The sequence below is a fragment of the Pseudomonas sp. GM80 genome, assembly GCF_000282515.1.
Taxonomy (GTDB): Bacteria; Pseudomonadota; Gammaproteobacteria; order Pseudomonadales; family Pseudomonadaceae; genus Aquipseudomonas.
The window spans coordinates 1-21,160 of the sequence record NZ_AKJD01000113.1 but is presented as its reverse complement, the minus strand read 5'-3'; the positions used below and the strand labels follow the sequence as shown (position 1 = coordinate 21,160).

20 protein-coding genes are annotated in these 21,160 nt (G+C 60.1%); 13 read left to right on the top strand and 7 right to left on the bottom strand.

Annotated elements, in window-relative coordinates:
- From PMI37_RS18600 to PMI37_RS18585, 4 genes are all read left to right on the top strand, one after another.
- Window positions 1-1,057: CynX/NimT family MFS transporter (locus tag PMI37_RS18600; RefSeq protein ID WP_008083653.1), on the top strand; the 1,057-nt coding region annotated here is incomplete at its 5' end.
- Window positions 1,058-1,249: 192 nt separating this feature from the next.
- Complete coding sequence (locus tag PMI37_RS18595; RefSeq protein WP_008083652.1) at window positions 1,250-1,720, top strand: nuclear transport factor 2 family protein; 471 nt, start codon at window positions 1,250-1,252, stop codon at window positions 1,718-1,720.
- Window positions 1,721-1,759: 39 nt separating this feature from the next.
- Window positions 1,760-2,062, top strand: a complete 303-nt coding sequence (locus PMI37_RS18590; RefSeq protein ID WP_008083651.1) for a GIY-YIG nuclease family protein — start codon at window positions 1,760-1,762, stop codon at window positions 2,060-2,062.
- Between the two features lie 84 nt (window positions 2,063-2,146).
- Window positions 2,147-3,082 (top strand): glutathione S-transferase family protein, encoded by a 936-nt coding sequence (locus tag PMI37_RS18585; protein WP_008083650.1) that lies wholly within the window; start codon window positions 2,147-2,149, stop codon window positions 3,080-3,082.
- Between the two features lie 83 nt (window positions 3,083-3,165).
- Here PMI37_RS18585 and PMI37_RS18580 read toward each other — a convergent pair whose 3' ends face one another.
- Both PMI37_RS18580 and yejK read right to left on the bottom strand, forming a co-directional pair.
- The gene (locus tag PMI37_RS18580) at window positions 3,166-3,516 is read right to left on the bottom strand and encodes a glutaredoxin family protein (protein WP_008083649.1); all 351 of its coding nucleotides are present in this window, start codon (window positions 3,514-3,516) and stop codon (window positions 3,166-3,168) included.
- A complete protein-coding gene (gene yejK / locus PMI37_RS18575; RefSeq protein WP_008083648.1) occupies window positions 3,516-4,520 on the bottom strand; it encodes a nucleoid-associated protein YejK in 1,005 nt (334 codons plus the stop codon). Before yejK ends, PMI37_RS18580 begins: the two co-directional genes overlap by 1 nt.
- Before the next feature lie 520 nt (window positions 4,521-5,040).
- On the opposite strand from yejK, the gene PMI37_RS18570 reads away from it, so the two are divergent.
- Complete coding sequence (locus PMI37_RS18570; protein ID WP_003221909.1) at window positions 5,041-5,322, top strand: HU family DNA-binding protein; 282 nt, start codon at window positions 5,041-5,043, stop codon at window positions 5,320-5,322.
- A gap of 181 nt (window positions 5,323-5,503) precedes the next feature.
- Here the strand turns inward: PMI37_RS18570 and rlmF are convergent, their stop codons facing one another.
- The 5 genes from rlmF to PMI37_RS18540 all read right to left on the bottom strand — a co-directional run bounded on the left by rlmF (window position 5,504) and on the right by PMI37_RS18540 (window position 12,251).
- Complete coding sequence (gene rlmF / locus PMI37_RS18565) at window positions 5,504-6,523, bottom strand: 23S rRNA (adenine(1618)-N(6))-methyltransferase RlmF (protein ID WP_008083647.1); 1,020 nt, start codon at window positions 6,521-6,523, stop codon at window positions 5,504-5,506.
- A 251-nt stretch (window positions 6,524-6,774) separates the two neighbouring features.
- A complete protein-coding gene (locus tag PMI37_RS18560; protein ID WP_008083646.1) occupies window positions 6,775-9,621 on the bottom strand; it encodes a valine--tRNA ligase in 2,847 nt (948 codons plus the stop codon).
- A 246-nt stretch (window positions 9,622-9,867) separates the two neighbouring features.
- Window positions 9,868-10,263: a hypothetical protein gene (locus PMI37_RS18550; protein ID WP_008083645.1), complete on the bottom strand. Its 396-nt coding sequence runs from the start codon at window positions 10,261-10,263 to the stop codon at window positions 9,868-9,870.
- An 8-nt stretch (window positions 10,264-10,271) separates the two neighbouring features.
- On the bottom strand, window positions 10,272-10,700 hold the full coding sequence (locus PMI37_RS18545) for a DNA polymerase III subunit chi (protein WP_008083644.1): 429 nt from the start codon (window positions 10,698-10,700) through the stop codon (window positions 10,272-10,274).
- A gap of 60 nt (window positions 10,701-10,760) precedes the next feature.
- A complete protein-coding gene (locus PMI37_RS18540; protein WP_008083643.1) occupies window positions 10,761-12,251 on the bottom strand; it encodes a leucyl aminopeptidase in 1,491 nt (496 codons plus the stop codon).
- A gap of 308 nt (window positions 12,252-12,559) precedes the next feature.
- Between PMI37_RS18540 and lptF the strand changes: the two genes are divergently transcribed.
- The 8 genes from lptF to pdxJ all read left to right on the top strand — a co-directional run bounded on the left by lptF (window position 12,560) and on the right by pdxJ (window position 21,080).
- Window positions 12,560-13,681, top strand: coding sequence for an LPS export ABC transporter permease LptF (gene lptF / locus PMI37_RS18535; protein WP_008083642.1), 1,122 nt, complete (start codon window positions 12,560-12,562; stop codon window positions 13,679-13,681).
- Entirely contained in the window at window positions 13,674-14,735 is a 1,062-nt protein-coding gene (lptG, locus tag PMI37_RS18530) for an LPS export ABC transporter permease LptG (protein ID WP_008083641.1), read from the top strand. The genes lptF and lptG overlap by 8 nt, the downstream gene beginning before the upstream one ends.
- Before the next feature lie 173 nt (window positions 14,736-14,908).
- Complete coding sequence (gene lepA / locus PMI37_RS18525; protein ID WP_008083639.1) at window positions 14,909-16,708, top strand: translation elongation factor 4; 1,800 nt, start codon at window positions 14,909-14,911, stop codon at window positions 16,706-16,708.
- 5 nt (window positions 16,709-16,713) lie between these two features.
- On the top strand, window positions 16,714-17,568 hold the full coding sequence (gene lepB / locus PMI37_RS18520; protein ID WP_008083637.1) for a signal peptidase I: 855 nt from the start codon (window positions 16,714-16,716) through the stop codon (window positions 17,566-17,568).
- Between the two features lie 169 nt (window positions 17,569-17,737).
- The gene (gene rnc, locus PMI37_RS18515; protein WP_016986099.1) at window positions 17,738-18,427 is read left to right on the top strand and encodes a ribonuclease III; all 690 of its coding nucleotides are present in this window, start codon (window positions 17,738-17,740) and stop codon (window positions 18,425-18,427) included.
- Window positions 18,420-19,322, top strand: a complete 903-nt coding sequence (era, locus tag PMI37_RS18510; protein ID WP_007909024.1) for a GTPase Era — start codon at window positions 18,420-18,422, stop codon at window positions 19,320-19,322. Before rnc ends, era begins: the two co-directional genes overlap by 8 nt.
- A gap of 114 nt (window positions 19,323-19,436) precedes the next feature.
- Entirely contained in the window at window positions 19,437-20,126 is a 690-nt protein-coding gene (gene recO, locus PMI37_RS18505) for a DNA repair protein RecO (protein WP_008083634.1), read from the top strand.
- 207 nt (window positions 20,127-20,333) lie between these two features.
- The gene (gene pdxJ / locus PMI37_RS18500) at window positions 20,334-21,080 is read left to right on the top strand and encodes a pyridoxine 5'-phosphate synthase (RefSeq protein WP_008083632.1); all 747 of its coding nucleotides are present in this window, start codon (window positions 20,334-20,336) and stop codon (window positions 21,078-21,080) included.
- Window positions 21,081-21,160 lie beyond the last annotated feature (80 nt).

Sequence of the window (21,160 nt, the reverse complement as noted above, 5' to 3'; positions counted from 1 at the left end):
GGCGGCGAAAGCCGGTTTGCTGACCACGCTGCCGGTGCTGTGCCTGGGTTTGTTCGCGCCGCTGGCGCCGATTCTGGCAAGACGTTTTGGCGCCGAACGCGTGGTGCTGGGGATCCTGCTGACACTGGCTTGCGGCATCATTTTGCGCAGCAGCTTTGGTGAAATCGGTTTGTTCGCCGGCAGCGTACTGGGCGGTGCCAGTATCGGCATCGTCGGCGTATTACTGCCGGGCATCGTCAAACGCGACTTCGCCAAACACGCCGGCACCATGACCGGCGTCTACACCATGGCCCTGTGCCTGGGGGCGGCAATGGCGGCGGGCACGAGTGTGCCTCTAAGCGAGCATTTTGGCGGCGACTGGACAATTGGCCTGGGCTTCTGGGTCATCCCGGCGCTGGTGGCGGCGTTGTTCTGGCTGCCGCAGGTCGGCCAGAAACACGGTGCACACAATGTCGCCTATCGCGTGCGCGGTCTGCTGCGTGATCCGCTGGCCTGGCAGGTGACCTTGTACATGGGCCTGCAATCGTCGCTGGCCTACATCGTGTTCGGGTGGTTGCCGTCGATCCTCATCGGTCGCGGCCTGACGCCAACTCAAGCGGGTCTGGTGCTGTCCGGCTCGGTGATCATCCAGCTCGCCAGTTCGCTCGCTGCACCGTGGCTGGCGACACGCGGCAAGGATCAGCGTCTGGCGATCGTCGTGGTGATGGCGCTGACCCTTGGCGGTCTGTTCGGCTGTCTCTATGCACCGATCGAAGGCTTGTGGGGCTGGGCGATTCTGCTGGGTCTGGGGCAGGGCGGGACGTTCAGTCTGGCGTTGACCTTGATCGTGCTGCGTTCGCGTGACTCACATGTCGCGGCGAACCTGTCGAGCATGTCTCAGGGTTTCGGTTACACGCTGGCGTCGATGGGGCCGTTCGCGGTCGGCGTGGTGCATGATTGGACCGGCGGCTGGAATGCGGTGGGCTGGATCTTTGGCATCATTGGCACAGGCGCGATCATCGCCGGGCTTGGCGCCGGGCGTGCGCTGTACGTACAAGTGCAAAGCGAGCGAATCTGACCCCTGTAGGAGCTGCGGCACGCTGCGAACTTTTGATTTTTATCCTTGGTAAATCGACATTAAAAGATCGCAGCGTGCCGCAGCTCCTACGGGGTTTTGTGGGTTGCCGTATTCGGTGGGCGAATGCCGATAGTGTTTCTTCGCTTTGCAGATTATCGTGCTGGCAATCTGTACCTCTTTTGGAGATTGCCCATGAGTGAAGTCCACGCCGCGTTGATCACCCGGTTCTATGAAGCCTTCCAGCGTCTGGATGCCGAGGCGATGGCCGCTTGCTACACCGACGATGTGGTGTTCAGCGATCCGGCCTTCGGCGAACTGCGCGGGCGCGATGCCGGCGACATGTGGCGCATGCTCACCACCCGCGCCAAGGACTTCTCGCTGACCTTCGACAACGTCCGTGCCGATGAGCGCAGCGGCGGCGCGCATTGGGTCGCGACCTACCTGTTCAGCCAGACCGGCAACATTGTCATCAACGATATCCAGGCCCGTTTCGTCTTCCGTGACGGCAAGATCTGCGAGCACCACGATCACTTCGATCTGTGGCGCTGGTCGCGTCAGGCCCTGGGTTTCAAAGGCCTGCTGCTCGGCTGGACGCCGCTGGTGCGCAACGCCGTGCGGGCGCAGGCACTGAAGGGACTGAAGGCATTTCAGGCCGGTCGCTGATAAGATCGCGACCTGTTTCCTACACGCCTTGATCCCAAAGTGACCAGCCTTAGCGAAAAATCTGTCGATGTTGCCGAACCGGTGAGCAAGTCCTGGTTCGTCTACCTCGTTCGTGCGGCCAACGGCTCGTTGTACTGCGGGATCAGCGACGATCCCGTGCGTCGTTTCGCCAAGCACCAGAGCGGCAAGGGCGCGCGCTTCTTCCTTTCCAGCCCGGCCATGGCATTGGTGTACACCGAACTTTGTCGCGACAAGAGCGACGCCTTGCGCCAGGAACGGTTGATCAAGAAGCTGCGCAAGAGCGCCAAGGAATGCCTGGTTGCGTCTTATCAATCTGACTGATCGGTTCCCATCAGCCAGATCTGTAGGCTGCTAACAAAATGCGCGCTAAGCTGCCGACTCACTATCTGAGCGGCGGAGCCGAGCATGTCCGAGTTGATTCTCCATCATTACCCGACCTCTCCATTTGCCGAGAAGGCCCGCCTGCTGTTGGGGTTCAAGGGCTTGTCCTGGCGCTCGGTGCATATCTCGCCGGTGATGCCAAAACCTGATCTGACTGCCCTGACCGGCGGCTATCGCAAAACCCCGGTGCTGCAAATCGGCGCTGATATCTATTGCGACACTTCCTTGATCGCGCGTCGACTGGAGCAGGAAAAGGCGTTGCCGGCGTTCTTCCCCGAAGGTCAGGAGTTCACCAGCGCAAGTTTTGCCACTTGGGCTGATTCGGTGGTGTTTCAGCATGCCGTGAGTCTGGTGTTCCAGCCGGAATCGGTTGCCGTGCGTTTCGCCAAGCTGCCACCGGAAGCGATCAAGGCGTTTATCGCCGACCGTGCCGGGCTGTTCTCAGGTGGCAGTGCCACGCGTTTGTCCGCCGAACAGGCCAAGCACCAATGGCCGACGATCATGGCGCGTCTGGAGCAGCAGTTGCAGCGCGAACAGGGCGACTACCTGTTCGGCGAGCCGTCGATAGCCGACTTCGCGCTGGCGCATCCCATGTGGTTCCTCAAGGCCACGCACGTCACGGCGCCGCTGGTGGATGAGTATCCGGCGGTTTCTGCGTGGTTGAATCGAGTGCTGGGCTTTGGTCATGGCGCGGCGAGTGCGATGACCTCGGAAGAGGCGCTGGAGGTGGCGCGTAACGCGACCCCGGCGGCATTGCCGGATGAGCAGTTCGTTGACCCGAACGGGTTCAAGGCTGGCCAGCAGGTGGCAATTGCCGCGACCGATTACGGGGTTGATCCGGTGGTGGGTGAGCTGCTGTTTGCCGGTCGCGAAGAGCTGATCATTCGTCGTGAAGACGAGCGTGGCGGCGTGGTGCACGTGCACTTCCCGCGCTTCGGCTTCCGCATCGAGGCTCGCTAAAAGCAAAAGATCGCAGCCTGCGGCAGCTCCTACATATGTCTCATGTAGGAGCTGCCGCAGGCTGCGATCTTTTGATCTTGCTGTTATTTCAGAGCGGCGAGAATCTCGTCCGGGTCGAACCCACGAATCAACGTGCCGTTGACGTCGATCAACGGGATCCCCCGTCCACCCAATGCCTCATACGCCTTGCGCGCCTCGGCATCCTTCTCGATGTCGAACTCCTTGAACGCAATCCCCTTGCTGTCGAGAAAACGCTTGGTCTGTTTGCAGTAGCCGCACCAGTCGGTGGCGTAGAGCACGACGTTGGCCTGCGCGCGCGTCTGCTCGGCAACCATTTGTGACGGATTGAACACCCGCTCGATCTTGCCCCAGTTCTGATAAACCACGACCACCAGCAGAACCAGCGCGACCTTCTTCAGCACATTGCCGAGCATCAGTTGCGCCGCTTCAGCTGATCGGTCAGCGACGTCGGCAAACCTTTGATCACCAGGGTGCCAGCCTCTTCGTCGTACTCGATCTTCGAGCCCAGCAGGTGCGCTTCAAAGCTGATCGACAGGCCCTCGGCGCGGCCGGTAAAGCGGCGGAATTGATTGAGGGTGCGTTTGTCCGCCGGAATCTCTGGCGACAGGCCGTAGTCCTTGTTGCGGATGTGATCGTAGAAGGCTTTCGGGCGCTCTTCGTCGATCAGCTCGGAGAGTTCTTCCAGGCCCATCGGTTCGCCGAGTTTGGCCTGGCTGCTGGCGTAATCGACCAGGGTCTTGGTTTTCTCGCGGGCAGATTCTTCCGGCAGGTCTTCGCTTTCAACGAAATCGCTGAAAGCCTTGAGCAGCGTGCGTGTCTCGCCCGGGCCGTCGACGCCTTCCTGGCAACCGATGAAGTCGCGGAAGTACTCCGAAACCTTTTTGCCGTTCTTGCCCTTGATGAACGAGATGTACTGCTTGGACTGCTTGTTGTTCTGCCACTCGGAGACGTTGATGCGCGCCGCCAGGTGCAACTGGCCGAGGTCGAGGTGGCGCGACGGGGTCACGTCCAGCTCGTCGGTCACCGCCACGCCTTCGCTGTGGTGCAGCAGGGCGATAGCGAGGTAATCGGTCATGCCTTGCTGATAGTGGGCGAACAGTACGTGACCGCCGACCGACAGGTTCGACTCTTCCATCAGCTTTTGCAGGTGTTCGACCGCGACTTTGCTGAACGCGGTGAAGTCCTGGTCGCCTTCCATGTATTCCTTCAGCCAGCCGCTGAACGGGAACGCGCCGGATTCCGGATGGAACAGACCCCAGGCTTTGCCCTGTTTGGCGTTATAGCTTTCGTTGAGGTCGGCGAGCATGTTCTCGATGGCTGCAGACTCGGCCAGTTCGGTGTCACGGGCGTGCAGAACTGCGGGCGTGCCGTCGGGTTTTTTGTCGATCAGGTGGACGATGCAATGACGGATCGGCATGGGCTTCTCGGCTGTTGGAAGGGAGGAGGGCAGGCTCCCCCGAAAAAGCGCTCAGTGTACCCGATTCTCAGCACAGGCCTCCTGTAGGAGCTGCCGCAGGCTGCGATCTTTTGATCTTGTTTTTTTCAAAAGCCAAATCAAAAGATCGCCGCCTGCGGCAGCTCCTACATAACCGGGGAAACTGCGTTGGCGGCAGCGTAAACGGGGGGTTGTAGGGCAAAACCGGGGCGTGCGAACGGGCTTATGCAGTTTTTTACCGATTTAGAGCAATAAAGCTGACCAAATGGGTAGCTAGAGGCGGATATTTCCCCGTCTCTGTGCTAGTTTTGCCCGGTCTTACGCGAAGTCACTGCGTTAAGCGTGCAATCAGCATTTGTCAGGTCGAACCAAACCCTGATTTCGGCATCTATAACCCGACTCGTCGTGGTTATCGCCGAGGGTGCCAGATCCAGAAGATCGGGCTCGATGGCTGACACTGCACTCTGCAATCCATATGAATTTGATAGGGAAGGAACACTACATGGCTCTTACTAAAGACCAACTGATCGCCGACATCGCTGAAGCTATCGACGCGCCGAAAACCACCGCGCGTAACGCTCTGGACCAACTGGGCCAAATCGTTGCCGATCAGCTGGAAAACGGCGGCGAAATCACCTTGCCTGGTATCGGCAAGCTGAAAGTGACCGAGCGTCCTGCCCGCACTGGCCGTAACCCTTCGACTGGCGCTGCCATCGAAATCCCTGCGAAGAAAGTGATCAAGCTGGTTGTGGCCAAAGGCCTGACCGACGCTGTGAACAAGTAAGACGCAGCAATAAAAAACCGTGCACCGGAGTGATCCGGGCACGGTTTTTTTGTGGCTGCGATTTGACGCGTTACCCCTGTAGGAGCTGCGGCACGCTGCGATCTTTTGATTTTGTGTTTAAAAATCAATCAAGATCAAAAGATCGCAGCGTGCCGCAGCTCCTACAGGGGGCAGAGCGGGGTTAGCGAACCCAGCGCTCGCGGCGCCAGATCTGCTGCTCGGACTTGGTCTGGAACGTCCACGCCACAAAGCGGCTCTGCTTCTGGCCCTGCGACATCTCCACGACCTGGCTTTCCAGCACGCCGGCCTTTTTCAGTGCAATTTCAATGGCTGGCAGGTTCGACGCCTTCGACACCAGTGTGCTGAACCACAGCACCTTGTGCTGGAAATTCGCGCTCTCGGCGATCAGTTGCGTCACGAATCGCGCTTCGCCGCCTTCACACCACAGCTCCGCCGACTGGCCACCGAAGTTCAGCACCGGCAGTTTGCGTTTCGGGTCGGCACGGCCCAGTGCGCGCCATTTGCGTTCGCTGCCCTTGGTCGCTTCGTCCATCGAGGCGTGGAACGGCGGGTTGCACATGGTCAGGTCAAAGCGCTCGCCCGGCTCCAGCAGGCCGATCAGGATGTGCTTGCGGTTTTCCTGCAGGCGCAACTGGATCACTTTGTTCAAGTCGTTGGACTGAACGATGGCTTTGGCAGCAGCCACGGCCGTCGGGTCAATCTCCGAGCCAAGGAAGTGCCAACGGTATTCGCTGTTACCGATCAGTGGATACACGCAGTTGGCGCCCATGCCGATGTCCAGCACGTTGACGATTGCGCCGCGCGGCACCTTGCCGTCGTTCATGCTCGCCAACAAATCCGCGAGGAAGTGCACGTAATCGGCCCGGCCCGGCACCGGCGGGCACAGGTAGTCTGCCGGGATGTCCCAATGCTGGATGCCATAAAACGACTTGAGCAGCGCCCGGTTGAACACGCGCACCGCATCGGGGCTGGCGAAGTCGATGCTTTCCTTGCCGTACGGGTTGGTGATCACGAACTTCGCCAGTTCCGGCGTGGTCTTGATCAGCGCCGGGAAGTCGTAACGACCCTGATGGCGATTGCGCGGGTGCAGGCTGGCCTTTTCGCGCGGCTCGACGGCCTTGGCCGGGGTCGCGGAGTCAGGCTTCTTGCGCGCAGGTTTGGGGGTGCGGGGGGCGTTCATGGGCGTGGTCGATTCGGGTATGGCTGAAAGTGGCGGCTATTGTCCCACATTGACGAGCTATGCGCCGATCCCATGTAGGAGCTGCCGAAGGCTCGGGCCGCGATCGGACGATCTTTTGATCTTGGTTTTTAAAAGCCAGATCAAAAGATCGTCCGATCGCGGCCCGAGCCTTCGGCAGCTCCTACAGGGGAAATGTGCGGGAATGAAAAAGGGAGGCCACTTGGGCCTCCCTTTTTCAGTGCGATTCGCCGTTACAGGCTGGCAATCCGCGCGTGCTGCTCGGCCAGTTTGGCCAGGGCCTGTTCAGCCTCGGCCAGTTTGGCGCGTTCCTTCTCGATGACTTCGGCCGGGGCCTTGTCAACGAAACCGGCGTTGGACAGTTTGCCGCCCACACGCTGGACTTCGCCCTGCAGACGCAGGATTTCCTTGTCCAGACGCGCCAGTTCAGCGCCCTTGTCGATCAGACCGGCCATCGGCACCAGCACTTCCATCTCGCCAACCAGTGCGGTGGCGGACAACGGTGCTTCTTCGCCAGCCGCCAGAACGGTGATCGATTCCAGACGCGCCAGCTTCTTCAGCAGCGCTTCGTTCTCGGTCAGGCGGCGCTGGTCTTCAGCGCTGACGTTCTTCAGGTAGATCGGCAGAGGCTTGCCCGGGCCGATGTTCATTTCGCCACGGATGTTACGCGTGCCGAGCATCAGTACCTTGAGCCATTCGATGTCGTTTTCGGCGGCCGGATCGATGCGTTCTTCGTTGGCCACTGGCCAAGGCTGCAGCATGATCGTCTTGCCCTGAATGCCGGCCAGCGGCGCGATGCGCTGCCAGATTTCTTCAGTGATGAACGGCATGAACGGATGCGCCAAACGCAGCGCCACTTCGAGCACGCGAACCAGCGTACGGCGAGTGCCGCGCTGACGCTCAACCGGCGCGTTCTCGTCCCACAGCACTGGCTTGGACAGTTCCAGGTACCAGTCGCAATACTGGTTCCAGATGAACTCATACAGCGCTTGCGCGGCGAGGTCGAAACGGAACTGATCGAGTTGACGGGTCACTTCGGCTTCGGTGCGTTGCAGCTGCGAGATGATCCAGCGATCCGCCAGCGACAGCTCGTAGGCTTCGCCGTTCTGGCCGCAATCTTCGCCCTTGTCCAGAACGTAACGCGCGGCGTTCCAGATCTTGTTGCAGAAGTTGCGATAGCCTTCAACGCGGCCCATGTCGAACTTGATGTCGCGACCGGTCGAAGCCAGCGAGCAGAAGGTGAAGCGCAGGGCGTCGGTGCCGTAGCTGGCGATGCCGTCGGCGAACTCGTCGCGGGTCTGCTTCTCGATCTTCTTCGCCAGTTTCGGCTGCATCATGCCGGAGGTGCGCTTCTGCACCAGGTCTTCCAGCTCGATACCGTCGATGATGTCCAGCGGGTCAAGGACGTTGCCCTTGGACTTGGACATCTTCTGGCCCTGGCCATCACGCACCAGACCATGCACATAGACGGTCTTGAACGGCACCTGCGGCGTGCCGTCCTCGTTCTTGATCAGGTGCATGGTCAGCATGATCATCCGGGCAACCCAGAAGAAAATGATGTCGAAGCCCGTCACCAGCACGTCGGTGGAGTGGAATTTCTTCAGGAATTCGGTCTTTTCCGGCCAGCCCAGAGTGGAGAACGTCCACAGACCCGAACTGAACCAGGTGTCGAGTACGTCATTATCCTGCTGCAGCGCAACGTCCGGACCGAGGTTGTGCTTGGCACGCACTTCGGCTTCGTCGCGACCGACGTAGACCTTGCCCGACTCGTCGTACCAGGCCGGAATCCGGTGGCCCCACCACAGCTGACGGCTGATGCACCAATCCTGAATGTCGCGCATCCACGAGAAGTACATGTTTTCGTACTGCTTCGGCACGAACTGGATGCGGCCGTCTTCAACGGCAGCAATCGCAGGCTCGGCCAGTGGTTTGGTCGAGACGTACCACTGGTCGGTCAGCCACGGCTCGATCACGGTGCCCGAACGGTCGCCTTTCGGCACTTTCAGGTTGTGATCGTCAACGCTGACCAGCAGGCCGGCGGCGTCGAACGCCGCGACGATCTGCTTGCGCGCTTCGAAACGCTCAAGACCGGCGTACTCGGCCGGAATTGCGCCGTCGATGCTTTCGTTCAGCGTACCGTCGAGATTGAACACCTGGGCTGCAGGCAGCACGTTGGCGTTCTTGTCGAAGATGTTCATCAGCGGCAGGTTGTGGCGCTTGCCGACTTCGTAATCGTTGAAATCGTGGGCCGGGGTGATTTTCACGCAGCCGGTGCCGAACTCAGGGTCGCAGTAATCGTCGGCGATGATCGGGATGCGGCGGCCAACCAGTGGCAGCTCGACAAACTTGCCGATCAGCGCTTTGTAGCGCTCGTCGTTCGGGTTTACCGCGACGGCGGAGTCGCCGAGCATGGTTTCCGGACGGGTGGTCGCGACGATCAGGAAGTCGTTGCCGTCAGCGGTTTTCGCGCCGTCGGCCAGCGGGTACTTCAGGTTCCACAGGAAACCTTTTTCGTCGTGGTTTTCCACTTCGAGGTCGGAAATCGCCGTGTGCAGTTTGGTGTCCCAGTTGACCAGACGCTTGCCGCGGTAGATCAGACCGTCTTCGTGCAGGCGCACGAACGCTTCTTTAACCGCTTCCGAGAGGCCGTCGTCCATGGTGAAGCGCTCGCGGCTCCAGTCCACGGACGAGCCGAGGCGGCGGATCTGACGGCTGATGTTGCCGCCGGACTGATCCTTCCATTCCCAGACTTTCTCGAGGAATTTTTCGCGGCCCAGATCATGGCGATTCTGGCCCTGGGCTTCGAGTTGACGCTCCACCAGCATCTGCGTGGCGATACCGGCGTGGTCGGTGCCCGGCTGCCACAGGGTGTTGCGACCCTGCATGCGGCGGAAACGGATCAAGGCGTCCATGATCGCGTTGTTGAAACCGTGACCCATGTGCAGGCTGCCGGTGACGTTCGGCGGCGGGATCATGATGGTGTAGGAGTCGCCCGCGCCTTGCGGGGCGAAGTAGTTCTCGGACTCCCAGGTGTTGTACCAGGAAGTTTCAATGGCGTGCGGCTGGTAGGTCTTATCCATGCGCGGCGGGACCCTATTGGCATTAATTCAGGAAAAGCCGACGAGTATAGCGGGGCACGGGGCCGAGGGCGAGCGGGGGGAGGTCGCGCGGACACTAATGTTGGGGGGGAACCTTTGTGGTGAGGGGATTTATCCCCGATGGGCTGCGCAGCAGCCCCAATATTTCAATCACGCTGCGCGTTTGCAGGGTTAACGACTGCTGCGCAGCCGATCGGGGATAAATCCCCTCACCACAAGGAGGGGGGGTTATTCGTACTGGCTGAGGAGGCGTTCCATGCGTGCATCGAGGCGGCGTTTGATTTCGGTTTCGATGTGCGGGGCGAAGTCGTCGATCACGTCCTGCATGATCAATTGCGCGGCGGCGCGCAGCTCGCTGTCGAGGTGGAGCAGGGCGTCCGGGCCTTTATTCGCAGGAGCCGCAGGTGGTGCGGCGGGTGTCGGGGCCGGGGCGGGAGGTGGTTCGACAGCGGCCGGCTCAGCGCCGACAGAGTCAAACAACATCGGAATCTGTTCCTGTTCGCCATCCTCGACCGTGTCGGTCAGCAGTGGCGGTTGCAGGTTGTCGTCGCCGAGCAGCTGACGGATCGATTCGAGATCGTCGAGCAGGTGTGTCGGCTTTTGCTGCGGTTTCGGAGTGTCCATTGGAATGCTCAGAGTCGCTGTAAACGGTGATCTTGCAGAGGATAGCCCTGTTCGCGGTAGAAGCGAAAACTCTCCCGCGCCGCGGCACGAATCGTCGGGTCTTCGACCACCACTTCCGCCACTCGGGCGAACTTATTGGCGAAGGCCGGGACTTTCAGGTCGAGATTGACCAGCAAGTCCTGGTGCTGACCGCAGTCATCGCCCACACCCAACACGATCAAGCCGTCCGGCTCGCTGTCGGCGGGGCCGTGCGGCACGAAGCTTTCGCCTTTGAACGCCCACAGGCGCGCATCGAGATCGTCACGCTGGGCGGCATCGCGGCAATGCAGGTAGATACGGTGACCCATGCGCCAGGCTTTTTCGGTGAGTTTGCAGGCAAAGTCCAGGCGTGCCGAAGGGTCGGCGCTGGGCAGAATATAGAAGTCGACTTTGGTCATTGCGGTTCCAGAGCGGCAAGCGGCGTCACCCGAGAGTGACGCCGCCGCCCATCAGCGGTGTCAGGCTTTGGCGCGATCGAGCAGGTATTGGGTCAGCAATGGCACCGGACGGCCAGTGGCGCCTTTGTCCTTGCCGCCGCTGGTCCATGCGGTGCCCGCGATGTCCAGGTGCGCCCAGTTGAGGTTCTTGGTGAAGCGCGACAGGAAGCACGCCGCCGTGATGGTGCCGGCTTTCGGGCCACCGATGTTGGCGATGTCGGCGAACGGGCTGTCCAGCTGTTCTTGATACTCGTCGAACAACGGCAGTTGCCAGGCGCGGTCGTCGGCTGCCTTGCCAGCGCTGAGCAGTTGGCTGATCAGTTCGTCGTTATTGCCCAGCAAGCCCGAGGTGTGCGCGCCCAGAGCAACGACGCATGCGCCGGTCAGGGTGGCGATGTCGATTACCGCTTGTGGCTTGAAGCGCTCGGAGTAGGTCAGCGCATCGCACAGCACCAGACGGCCTTCGGCGTCGGTGTTGAGGATTTCCACGGTCTGGCCGCTCATGGTGGTGACGATGTCGCCCGGACGCGTCGCATTGCCGCTCGGCATGTTTTCCGCGCAAGCGAGGATGCACACCAGGTTGATCGGCAGTTTCAGCTTAAGCACGGCGCGCAGGGTGCCGAACACGGAGGCAGCGCCGCCCATGTCGTACTTCATTTCGTCCATGCCGGCGCCTGGTTTCAGGCTGATGCCGCCGGTGTCGAAGGTGATGCCTTTACCGACGAGCGCGTACGGCTTCTCGGATTTCTTGCCGCCGTTGTATTGCATGACGATCAGGCGCGGCGGTTGCTCGCTGCCTTGGCCGACGGCGTAGAACGAGCCCATGCCGAGGGATTTGATCTTCTTCTCGTCGAGGACTTCGACTTTCAGATCCTTGAATTCTTTGCCCAGGTTCTTCGCTTGTTCGCCAAGGAAGGTCGGGTGGCAGATGTTTGGCGGCAGGTTGCCCAGATCGCGGGTGAAGGCCATGCCGTTGGCGATAGCGGTCGCGTGGTTCACGGCGCGCTGCACTTCGGCCTGGGCAGCCTTGATGGTCAGCAGGGTGATTTTCTTCAGCGCGCGCGGTTCGGCTTTCTGGCTCTTGAACTGGTCGAAGGTGTACTCGCCGTCCACCAGGGTTTCCGCCAGCAGACGGGTTTTGCCGTAGCTGTCGCGGTTTTTGACAATAACTTCATCCAGCGCCAGCACGGCGTCGCTGCCGTTCAGACCTTTCAGCGTATTGAGGATGCCGGCAACGATTTTACGGAACGGACGATCGCCCAGCTCTTCATCCTTGCCAACGCCGACCAGCAGCACGCGCTCGGCTTTGAGGTTTGGCAGGCTGTGCAGCAACAGGCTTTGACCGACTTTGCCGGCCAGATCGCCACGCTTGAGGACGGCGCTGATCGCGCCACCGCTCAGTTCGTCGACCTGCTTGGCGGCGGCGCCGAGTTTGCGGCCTTCACCGACGGCAACCACCAGGGTGGCGGTTTTCAACGTTTCCGGGCTAACGCTTTTTACAACCAGTTCCATGTGCGGATCCCTGAATGAATGGTCAACACGCAGGCGTTCGACGGTGGCCGCAGTCGCCTGCTTATAGAGAGAAGAGGCGCAGGCCAAAGCCTGCGACAAGGGCCGCAGTTTGAACCTCGCTCCCCGCGCCTGACAACCCTCGGTTGTACGATCTGCAAAGGATTACAGACATGGATGAGTGTGCGCAGTGACAGGCGCCCTCAATCACAGGATAATGCCGCATCTTTTTTCGACGGCTCTGCGTTGCGGGCCGGTCGATGTGTTTGCTTGTTTGGCCGCCTTAGCCTGACAACCCTGGAGTGTCTGGTTTGATCGTCTTCCGTTATCTGTCCCGCGAAGTCCTGTTGACCCTCAGTGCCGTGAGTGCCGTGCTGCTGGTCATCATCATGAGCGGTCGTTTCATCAAATACCTCGCTCAGGCCGCTGCCGGCCAGCTCGATCCGGGTTCTTTGTTCCTGATCATGGGCTTTCGTCTGCCGGGGTTCCTGCAACTGATTCTGCCGCTGGGCCTGTTTCTCGGGATCTTGCTGGCTTACGGGCGCCTGTACCTCGAAAGCGAAATGACCGTGCTCTCGGCCACCGGCATGAGCCAGCAGAAGCTGTTTCGCATGACCCTGTTTCCGGCGACCCTGGTGGCGCTGGTAGTGGCATGGCTGAGCCTTGGCCTGGCCCCGCAAGGTGCCAACCAGTTCCAGTTGCTGCTGAACAAGCAGGACGCCCTGACCGAATTCGATACCCTTGAACCTGGCCGTTTTCAGGCGCTGCGTGACGGCACTCGGGTGACCTACACCGAAACCCTGAGCGACGATCGCGTCAATCTGGGCAGCGTGTTCATCTCGCAGAAAAACCTCGGTGCCGATCAGAAGGATCGCGGGATTTCCGTGCTGGTGGCCGAGAAGGGCCGGCAGGAAGTGCGTCCCGACGGTAACCGTTACCTGATTCTCGACAATGGCTACCGCTATGACGGCAGTCCGGGTCAGGCCGACTACCGAGCGATTCATTACGAGACCTATGGCGTGCAACTGCCCAAGCCAGACGTCAGCGAAGAGGTCACCGACCGCGACGCCATGCCGACATCGGCCCTGTTGGGCAGCGACGACATTCGCTCGCGCACCGAGCTGCAGTGGCGTCTGTCCCTGCCGCTGCTGGTATTTATCGTGACCCTGATGGCGGTGCCGCTGTCGCGCGTGAACCCGCGCCAGGGGCGTTTCCTCAAGCTGCTGCCGGCGATTCTTCTTTATATGGCTTACCTGACCATCCTGATTGCCGCTCGCGGCGCCCTTGAAAAAGGCAAGATCCCGCCGGCCCTCGGTCTGTGGTGGGTGCACGCGATCTTCCTGGTCATCGGTCTCGGCCTGCTCTATTGGGAGCCGTTGCGTCTGAAGATGGCCAGCCGACGCTCTGCTGCGCTGGAGGTGGCTCGTGGTTAAACTCGACCGCTATATCGGCAGCAGCGTGTTCATGGCGATCATCGCCGTGTTGGCGATCATCCTCGGTCTGGCGACGCTGTTTGCCTTTATCGATGAAATGGGCGACGTCAGCGACACCTACACCCTGCTTGACGTGCTGAGCTTCGTCTTGCTGACCGCGCCACGCCGTCTCTACGAAATGCTGCCGATGGCGGCGCTGATCGGCTGTCTGATCGGCCTCGGCAGTCTGGCCAGCAGCAGTGAGCTGACGGTCATGCGTGCAGCGGGCGTGTCGATCGGCCGTATTGTCTGGGCGGTGATGAAGCCAATGCTGGTGCTGATGCTGGCCGGTGTGCTGATCGGCGAATACGTCGCGCCAGCCACGGAAAGCATGGCTCAGGCCAATCGCTCGCTGGCCCAGGGCAGCGGCGATGCGCAAAGTGCCAAGCACGGTATGTGGCACCGTCAGGGTGACGAGTTCATCCACATCAACGCGGTGCAACCGAACGGCCTGCTGTATGGCGTGACCCGCTACCACTTCGACAAGGAACGCCATCTGCTCAGTTCGAGCTTCGCCAAGAAGGCCGAGTTCGACGGTAATCATTGGCAGCTCACCGACGTCGCGACCACGGTTTTTCATGAGCGCAACACTGAGGTGGTGAACACTCCGACCGAGCGTTGGGACGTGTCGCTGAGCCCGCAATTGCTCAGCACCGTGGTCATGGCGCCGGAATCGCTGTCGATCAGTGGCTTGTGGGGTTACATCCACTATCTGTCCGAACAGGGACTGAGCAACGGTCGCTACTGGCTGGCATTTTGGGTCAAGGTGTTGCAACCGCTGGTCACTGCCGCCCTGGTGCTGATGGCGATTTCCTTCATCTTCGGCCCGTTGCGTTCGGTGACCCTCGGTCAGCGTGTGTTCACCGGCGTACTGGTGGGCTTCACCTTCCGTATCGTCCAGGATTTGCTCGGCCCTTCGAGTCTGGTGTTCGGTTTCTCGCCGTTGTTCGCGGTGCTGGTGCCGGCGGGTGTCTGTGCGCTGGCGGGTGTCTGGCTGCTGCGAAGAGCCGGTTGATGACGGGCGAAATACCCGTGCTTTAAACCTCGAAAACGCCTCGATCGACAGATCGGGGCGTTTTTGCATGCAATCCGGGTGACAGGCGAACGTGACGCTTGCGCCGTGTATCAGGTACAATTCCCGGCTATTTTTCGGCGGGCTATGCCTGCAGCCTTTTTGAGTGTTGATCCGTGAGTGATTTGAGTCATATCCGCAATTTCTCCATCATCGCCCACATTGACCATGGCAAGTCGACGCTGGCCGATCGCTTCATCCAGATGTGCGGCGGCCTGGCCGAGCGTGAAATGGAAGCCCAGGTACTGGATTCCATGGATCTGGAACGTGAACGCGGGATCACCATCAAGGCCCACAGCGTCACCCTTTATTACACGGCCAAAGACGGCATCAAGTATCAGCTGAACTTCATTGACACCCCGGGTCACGTCGACTTCACCTACGAAGTCAGCCGTTCCCTGGCCGCGTGTGAAGGTGCACTGCTGGTGGTCGATGCCGGTCAAGGCGTTGAAGCCCAGTCCGTGGCCAACTGCTACACCGCCATCGAGCAGGGCCTTGAGGTCATGCCGGTACTGAACAAGATCGACCTGCCACAGGCCGATCCTGATCGCGTCAAGGACGAAATCGAGAAGATCATCGGCATCGATGCCACCGACGCCGTCACCTGCAGCGCCAAAACCGGCCTGGGTGTCGACGAAGTGCTTGAGCGTCTGGTGCACACCATTCCTGCGCCGACCGGCAACATCGAAGATCCGCTGCAAGCGTTGATCATCGACTCCTGGTTCGACAACTATCTGGGCGTTGTTTCCCTGGTGCGCGTGCGTCATGGCCGCGTGAAGAAGGGCGACAAGATTCTCGTCAAGTCCACCGGCAAGATCCACCTGGTCGACAGCGTGGGTGTGTTCAACCCGAAACACACCGCCACCACGGATCTGAAAGCCGGCGAAGTAGGCTTCATCATCGCCAGCATCAAGGACATTCACGGTGCACCGGTTGGTGACACCCTGACCCTGGCCTCGACCCCGGACGTTGAAGTGCTGCCCGGCTTCAAACGCATCCAGCCACAGGTTTACGCCGGTCTGTTCCCGGTCAGCTCCGACGACTTCGAAGATTTCCGCGAAGCGCTGCAGAAGCTGACCCTCAACGACTCGTCGCTGCAATACACCCCGGAAAGCTCCGACGCCCTGGGCTTCGGTTTCCGTTGCGGCTTCCTCGGCATGTTGCACATGGAAATCATCCAGGAGCGCCTCGAGCGCGAGTACGACCTGGACCTGATCACCACCGCGCCGACGGTAATTTTCGAGCTGGTGCTGAAAACCGGTGAAACGATTTACGTCGACAACCCATCCAAGCTTCCGGATGTGTCGTCGATCGAAGACATGCGCGAGCCGATCGTGCGCGCCAATATCCTCGTGCCGCAAGAGCACTTGGGTAACGTCATCACTCTGTGCATCGAGAAGCGTGGCGTTCAAGTCGACATGCTGTTCCTCGGCAATCAGGTGCAGGTCACTTACGACTTGCCGATGAACGAAGTGGTGCTGGACTTCTTCGACCGTCTCAAATCCACCAGCCGCGGCTATGCTTCGCTGGACTACCACTTCGATCGTTACCAATCGGCTAATCTGGTGAAACTGGACGTGCTGATCAACGGCGACAAGGTCGATGCCCTCGCATTGATCGTGCACCGTGACAACTCGCACTACAAAGGTCGCCAGTTGACCGAGAAGATGAAAGAACTGATTCCGCGTCAGATGTTCGACGTAGCGATTCAGGCTGCCATTGGTGGTCAGATCGTTGCCCGGACAACCGTCAAGGCACTCAGAAAGAACGTATTGGCCAAATGCTACGGTGGTGACGTCAGCCGTAAGAAGAAACTGCTCGAGAAGCAAAAGGCCGGTAAGAAACGCATGAAGCAGGTCGGCAACGTGGAAATTCCACAAGAAGCCTTCCTTGCAGTGCTCAGGTTGGATAGTTAGGTCCTATGTCACTAAATTTCCCGCTGTTGCTGGTCATCGCCGTGTTCGTCTGCGGCCTGTTGGCGTTGCTTGATCTGTTGATTCTTGCACCGCGTCGGCGTGCCGCCATTGCCTCTTATCAGGGCAGTGTCGGTCAGCCAGATGTCGTGGTGGTCGAGAAACTCAACAAAGAGCCGCTGCTGGTCGAATACGGCAAGTCGTTCTTCCCGGTGTTGTTCATCGTGCTGGTGCTGCGTTCGTTTCTGGTGGAACCGTTCCAGATTCCGTCCGGTTCGATGAAACCGACCCTGGACGTCGGCGACTTCATTCTGGTGAGCAAGTTTTCTTACGGGATCCGCCTGCCGGTGATCGACAAGAAAATCATCGAAGTCGGTGATCCGCAGCGTGGCGATGTGATGGTGTTTCGCTACCCGAGCGACCCGAACGTCAACTACATCAAACGTGTAGTCGGTCTGCCGGGCGACACGGTGCGCTACACCGCTGACAAGCGTCTGTTCGTCAATGGTGAGTCGATTGCCGAACAGTTGGTGGGCTCCGAACCGGGTACCTTGGGCAGCGCCGAACTGTACAAAGAAAAACTCGGCGCCGCAGAGCATCTGATCCGCAAGGAAATGAGCCGCTACCGCGCCACCCCGGACCACAGCTGGACCGTACCGGCCGGGCACTACTTCATGATGGGCGACAACCGCGACAACTCGAACGACAGTCGCTACTGGGATGATCCGAACATTCCCAAGGATCTGCTGGGCATGGTTCCCGACCAGAATATCGTCGGCAAGGCCTTCGCGGTCTGGATGAGCTGGCCGGAACCGAAACTCAGCCACCTGCCGAATTTCTCGCGGGTTGGCCTGATCAAGTAATCACACACGGCGCTGTTGACCACAGCGCCGAATGCATTTCTGGAGCCGGCACAATCGGCTTCGCTATCGCCAGGATTTAATTTTTGAACACAGCGTTAATTGTCCCAGGCCTGCGCCGTATCCCGGCGATGGCAGTGGAATCCAGCCACGAACTCAGCGTGGGTAAACCGTGAGCGTTTCTCTAAGCCGTCTCGAGCGCCAGCTCGGTTACACCTTCAAGGATCAGGAGCTGATGCTTCTGGCACTCACGCACCGCAGTTTTGCCGGGCGCAACAACGAACGCCTGGAATTCCTCGGTGATGCCATCCTCAACTTCGTTGCTGGCGAGGCGCTGTTCGATCGCTTCCCGCTGGCCCGCGAAGGCCAGTTGTCGCGTTTGCGCGCACGCCTGGTGAAAGGTGAGACGCTGGCCGTGCTGGCGCGTGGTTTCGACCTTGGCGATTACCTGCGCTTGGGTTCCGGTGAATTGAAGAGCGGCGGTTTCCGTCGCGAATCGATTCTGGCCGATGCCCTCGAAGCCTTGATCGGTGCAATCTATCTCGACGCTGGCATGGACATGGCGCGCGAACGCGTCCTGGCCTGGCTGGCCGGCGAGTTCGAAGGCCTGACGCTGGTCGATACCAACAAGGACCCGAAAACCCGCCTGCAGGAACACCTGCAATCGCGCGGTTGCGATCTGCCACGCTACGAAGTGGTGGATATCCAGGGCGAGCCGCACTGCCGAACCTTCTTCGTCGAATGCGAAGTTGTCTTACTGAATGAAAAAAGCCGAGGTCAGGGTGTGAGCCGTCGTATTGCCGAACAGGTAGCGGCCGCCGCAGCACTGATTGCCCTGGGCGTGGAGAATGGCAATGACTGATACAAACGCAACTCGCTGTGGCTATGTTGCCATCGTCGGCCGTCCCAACGTCGGCAAGTCGACGTTGTTGAACCACATCCTCGGCCAGAAGCTCGCGATCACCTCGCGCAAGCCGCAGACCACCCGCCACAACATGCTCGGGATCAAGACCGAGGGTGACGTGCAGGCGATCTACGTCGACACCCCGGGCATGCACAAGGGTGGCGAAAAGGCCCTGAACCGTTACATGAACAAGACCGCTTCGGCAGCGTTGAAAGACGTCGACGTGGTGATCTTCGTGGTCGATCGCACCAAGTGGACCGACGAAGACCAGATGGTCCTGGAGCGCGTGCAGTACGTGACCGGCCCGCTGATCGTCGCGCTGAACAAGACCGACCGCATTGAAGACAAAGCCGAGCTGATGCCGCACCTGAGCTGGCTGCAGGAACAACTGCCGAACGCGCAGATCATTCCGATTTCCGCGCAGCACGGGCACAACCTCGACGCGCTGGAAAAAGTGATTGCGGATCACCTGCCGGAGAACGATCACTTCTTCCCGGAAGACCAGATCACTGACCGCAGCAGCCGTTTCCTCGCCGCTGAACTGGTACGCGAGAAAATCATGCGCCAGATGGGCGCCGAGCTGCCGTACCAGATCACCGTCGAAATCGAAGAGTTCAAGCAGCAGGGCAAGACCCTGCACATCCACGCCTTGATCCTCGTTGAGCGTGACGGCCAGAAGAAGATCATCATTGGCGACAAGGGCGAGCGCATCAAACGCATCGGCACCGAAGCGCGCAAGGACATGGAGCTGTTGTTCGACTCCAAGATCATGCTCAATCTGTGGGTGAAGGTGAAGGGCGGCTGGTCCGACGACGAGCGCGCGCTGCGTTCGCTGGGTTACGGCGACCTGTAAGCGATTCGAAGATCAAAAGATCGCAGCCTTCGGCAGCTCCTACATGACGTACACCTGTAGGAGCTGCCGAAGGCTGCGATCTTTTTTGCAATCCCTGATCGGGAAACAACGTTCATGTCGCAAACCCCACCTCCCGCCCAACCCGCTTACGTCCTGCACAGTCGCGCTTACCGCGAAACCAGCGCGTTGGTCGATTTCCTCACGCCACAAGGTCGGCTGCGGGCGGTGTTGCGCAGTGCGCGGGGCAAGGCCGGGACCTTGGCGCGGCCGTTCGTGTCGCTGGAAGTCGAGTTCCGTGGCAAGGGTGAGCTGAAGAATGTCGGGCGCATGGAAAGTGCCGGCACTTCGGCGTGGCTCAACGGTGAGGCGCTGTTCAGCGGACTCTATCTCAATGAACTGCTGATCCGTTTGCTCCCTGCCGAAGACCCGCATCCTGGCGTCTTCGATCACTACGCCGCGACCTTGCTGGCGTTGGCCGAAGGCCGTCCGCTGGAGCCGCTGCTGCGTTCCTTCGAATGGCGTTTGCTGGATGATCTCGGCTACGGTTTCTCGCTGAACACCGATATCCACGGCGAACCGATAGCCGAAGACGGCCTCTATCGCCTGCAAGTGGATGCCGGCCTGGAGCGAGTTTTTCTGCTGCAACCCGGCCTGTTCAACGGCGTCGAATTGCTCGCCATGGCCGAAGCCGACTGGACTGCACCGGGCGCACTCTCCGCAGCCAAGCGCCTGATGCGCCAGGCACTCGCCGTTCACTTGGGTGGCCGTCCTCTCGTTAGTCGCGAGCTGTTTCGCAAGCCCTAAGGGTCTGTTTACGTCTGGACGCGGCGCAACGGGCGCTGGCTGCGCGCAGGGCTGCGTTGCTCGGAACTCATTTGGCGCAACCAAACTTCGTTCCTCGCGCCTTGCCCTGCACTCAGCCAGCATCCCGTTGCCGCCGCGCCCAGACGTAAACAGACCCTTCACCGTGTATGCTGTGCGCCGAATCTTTTTCTTCAGGAGCGCGCACCCGTGACCACCAGCAATCGCATTCTTCTTGGCGTGAACATCGACCACGTCGCCACCCTGCGTCAGGCCCGTGGCACGCGTTATCCGGACCCGGTCAAGGCGGCGCTGGATGCGGAAGAGGCGGGTGCCGATGGCATCACTGTTCACCTGCGTGAAGACCGCCGGCACATTCAGGAGCGCGATGTGCTCTTGCTTAAAGACGTGCTGCAGACCCGCATGAACTTCGAAATGGGCGTCACCGAAGAAATGATGGCGTTCGCCGAGCGTATCCGTCCGGCGCACATCTGCCTGGTGCCGGAAACCCGTCAGGAACTGACGACCGAGGGTGGTCTGGATGTAGCGGGGCAGGAAGAGCGGATCAAGGCTGCGGTTGAGCGTCTGTCGAAGATTGGCAGCGAAGTGTCGCTGTTCATCGATGCTGATGAGCGGCAGATTGCAGCGTCGAAGCGCGTTGGCGCACCGGCGATCGAACTGCACACCGGGCGTTATGCCGATGCTGAAACGCCGACGGAAGTGGCTGAAGAACTGCAGCGCGTTGCGGATGGCGTGGCGTTTGGTCTGGCGCAGGGGCTGATCGTCAATGCCGGTCATGGCCTGCACTATCACAACGTTGAGGCGGTTGCGGCGATCAAGGGGATCAACGAGCTGAACATCGGCCATGCGCTGGTGGCGCATGCGTTGTTCGTGGGATTCAAGTCTGCTGTTTCCGAGATGAAGGCGCTGATTCTGGCGGCTGCTCTCAAGGGTTAAGATCAAGAGATCGCAGCCTTCGGCAGCTCCTACATTGGAATGTGTATTCCTGTAGGAGCTGCCGAAGGATGCGATCTTTT

What these genes read in the sequence shown, in the direction of transcription:
- rlmF (WP_008083647.1), bottom strand. Translation starts at nt 6,523, where the DNA reads ATGAACGCCCCCCGCACCCCCAAACCTGCGCGCAAGAAGCCTGACTCC.
- yejK (WP_008083648.1), bottom strand. Translation starts at nt 4,520, where the DNA reads ATGCCGATCCGTCATTGCATCGTCCACCTGATCGACAAAAAACCCGAC.
- recO (WP_008083634.1), top strand. Translation starts at nt 19,437, where the DNA reads ATGTCGCAAACCCCACCTCCCGCCCAACCCGCTTACGTCCTGCACAGT.
- PMI37_RS18570 (WP_003221909.1), top strand. Translation starts at nt 5,041, where the DNA reads ATGGCTCTTACTAAAGACCAACTGATCGCCGACATCGCTGAAGCTATC.
- PMI37_RS18550 (WP_008083645.1), bottom strand. Translation starts at nt 10,263, where the DNA reads ATGGACACTCCGAAACCGCAGCAAAAGCCGACACACCTGCTCGACGAT.
- PMI37_RS18580 (WP_008083649.1), bottom strand. Translation starts at nt 3,516, where the DNA reads ATGCTCGGCAATGTGCTGAAGAAGGTCGCGCTGGTTCTGCTGGTGGTC.
- lepB (WP_008083637.1), top strand. Translation starts at nt 16,714, where the DNA reads ATGTCACTAAATTTCCCGCTGTTGCTGGTCATCGCCGTGTTCGTCTGC.
- PMI37_RS18540 (WP_008083643.1), bottom strand. Translation starts at nt 12,251, where the DNA reads ATGGAACTGGTTGTAAAAAGCGTTAGCCCGGAAACGTTGAAAACCGCC.
- PMI37_RS18545 (WP_008083644.1), bottom strand. Translation starts at nt 10,700, where the DNA reads ATGACCAAAGTCGACTTCTATATTCTGCCCAGCGCCGACCCTTCGGCA.
- PMI37_RS18560 (WP_008083646.1), bottom strand. Translation starts at nt 9,621, where the DNA reads ATGGATAAGACCTACCAGCCGCACGCCATTGAAACTTCCTGGTACAAC.
- era (WP_007909024.1), top strand. Translation starts at nt 18,420, where the DNA reads ATGACTGATACAAACGCAACTCGCTGTGGCTATGTTGCCATCGTCGGC.
- PMI37_RS18585 (WP_008083650.1), top strand. Translation starts at nt 2,147, where the DNA reads ATGTCCGAGTTGATTCTCCATCATTACCCGACCTCTCCATTTGCCGAG.
- PMI37_RS18595 (WP_008083652.1), top strand. Translation starts at nt 1,250, where the DNA reads ATGAGTGAAGTCCACGCCGCGTTGATCACCCGGTTCTATGAAGCCTTC.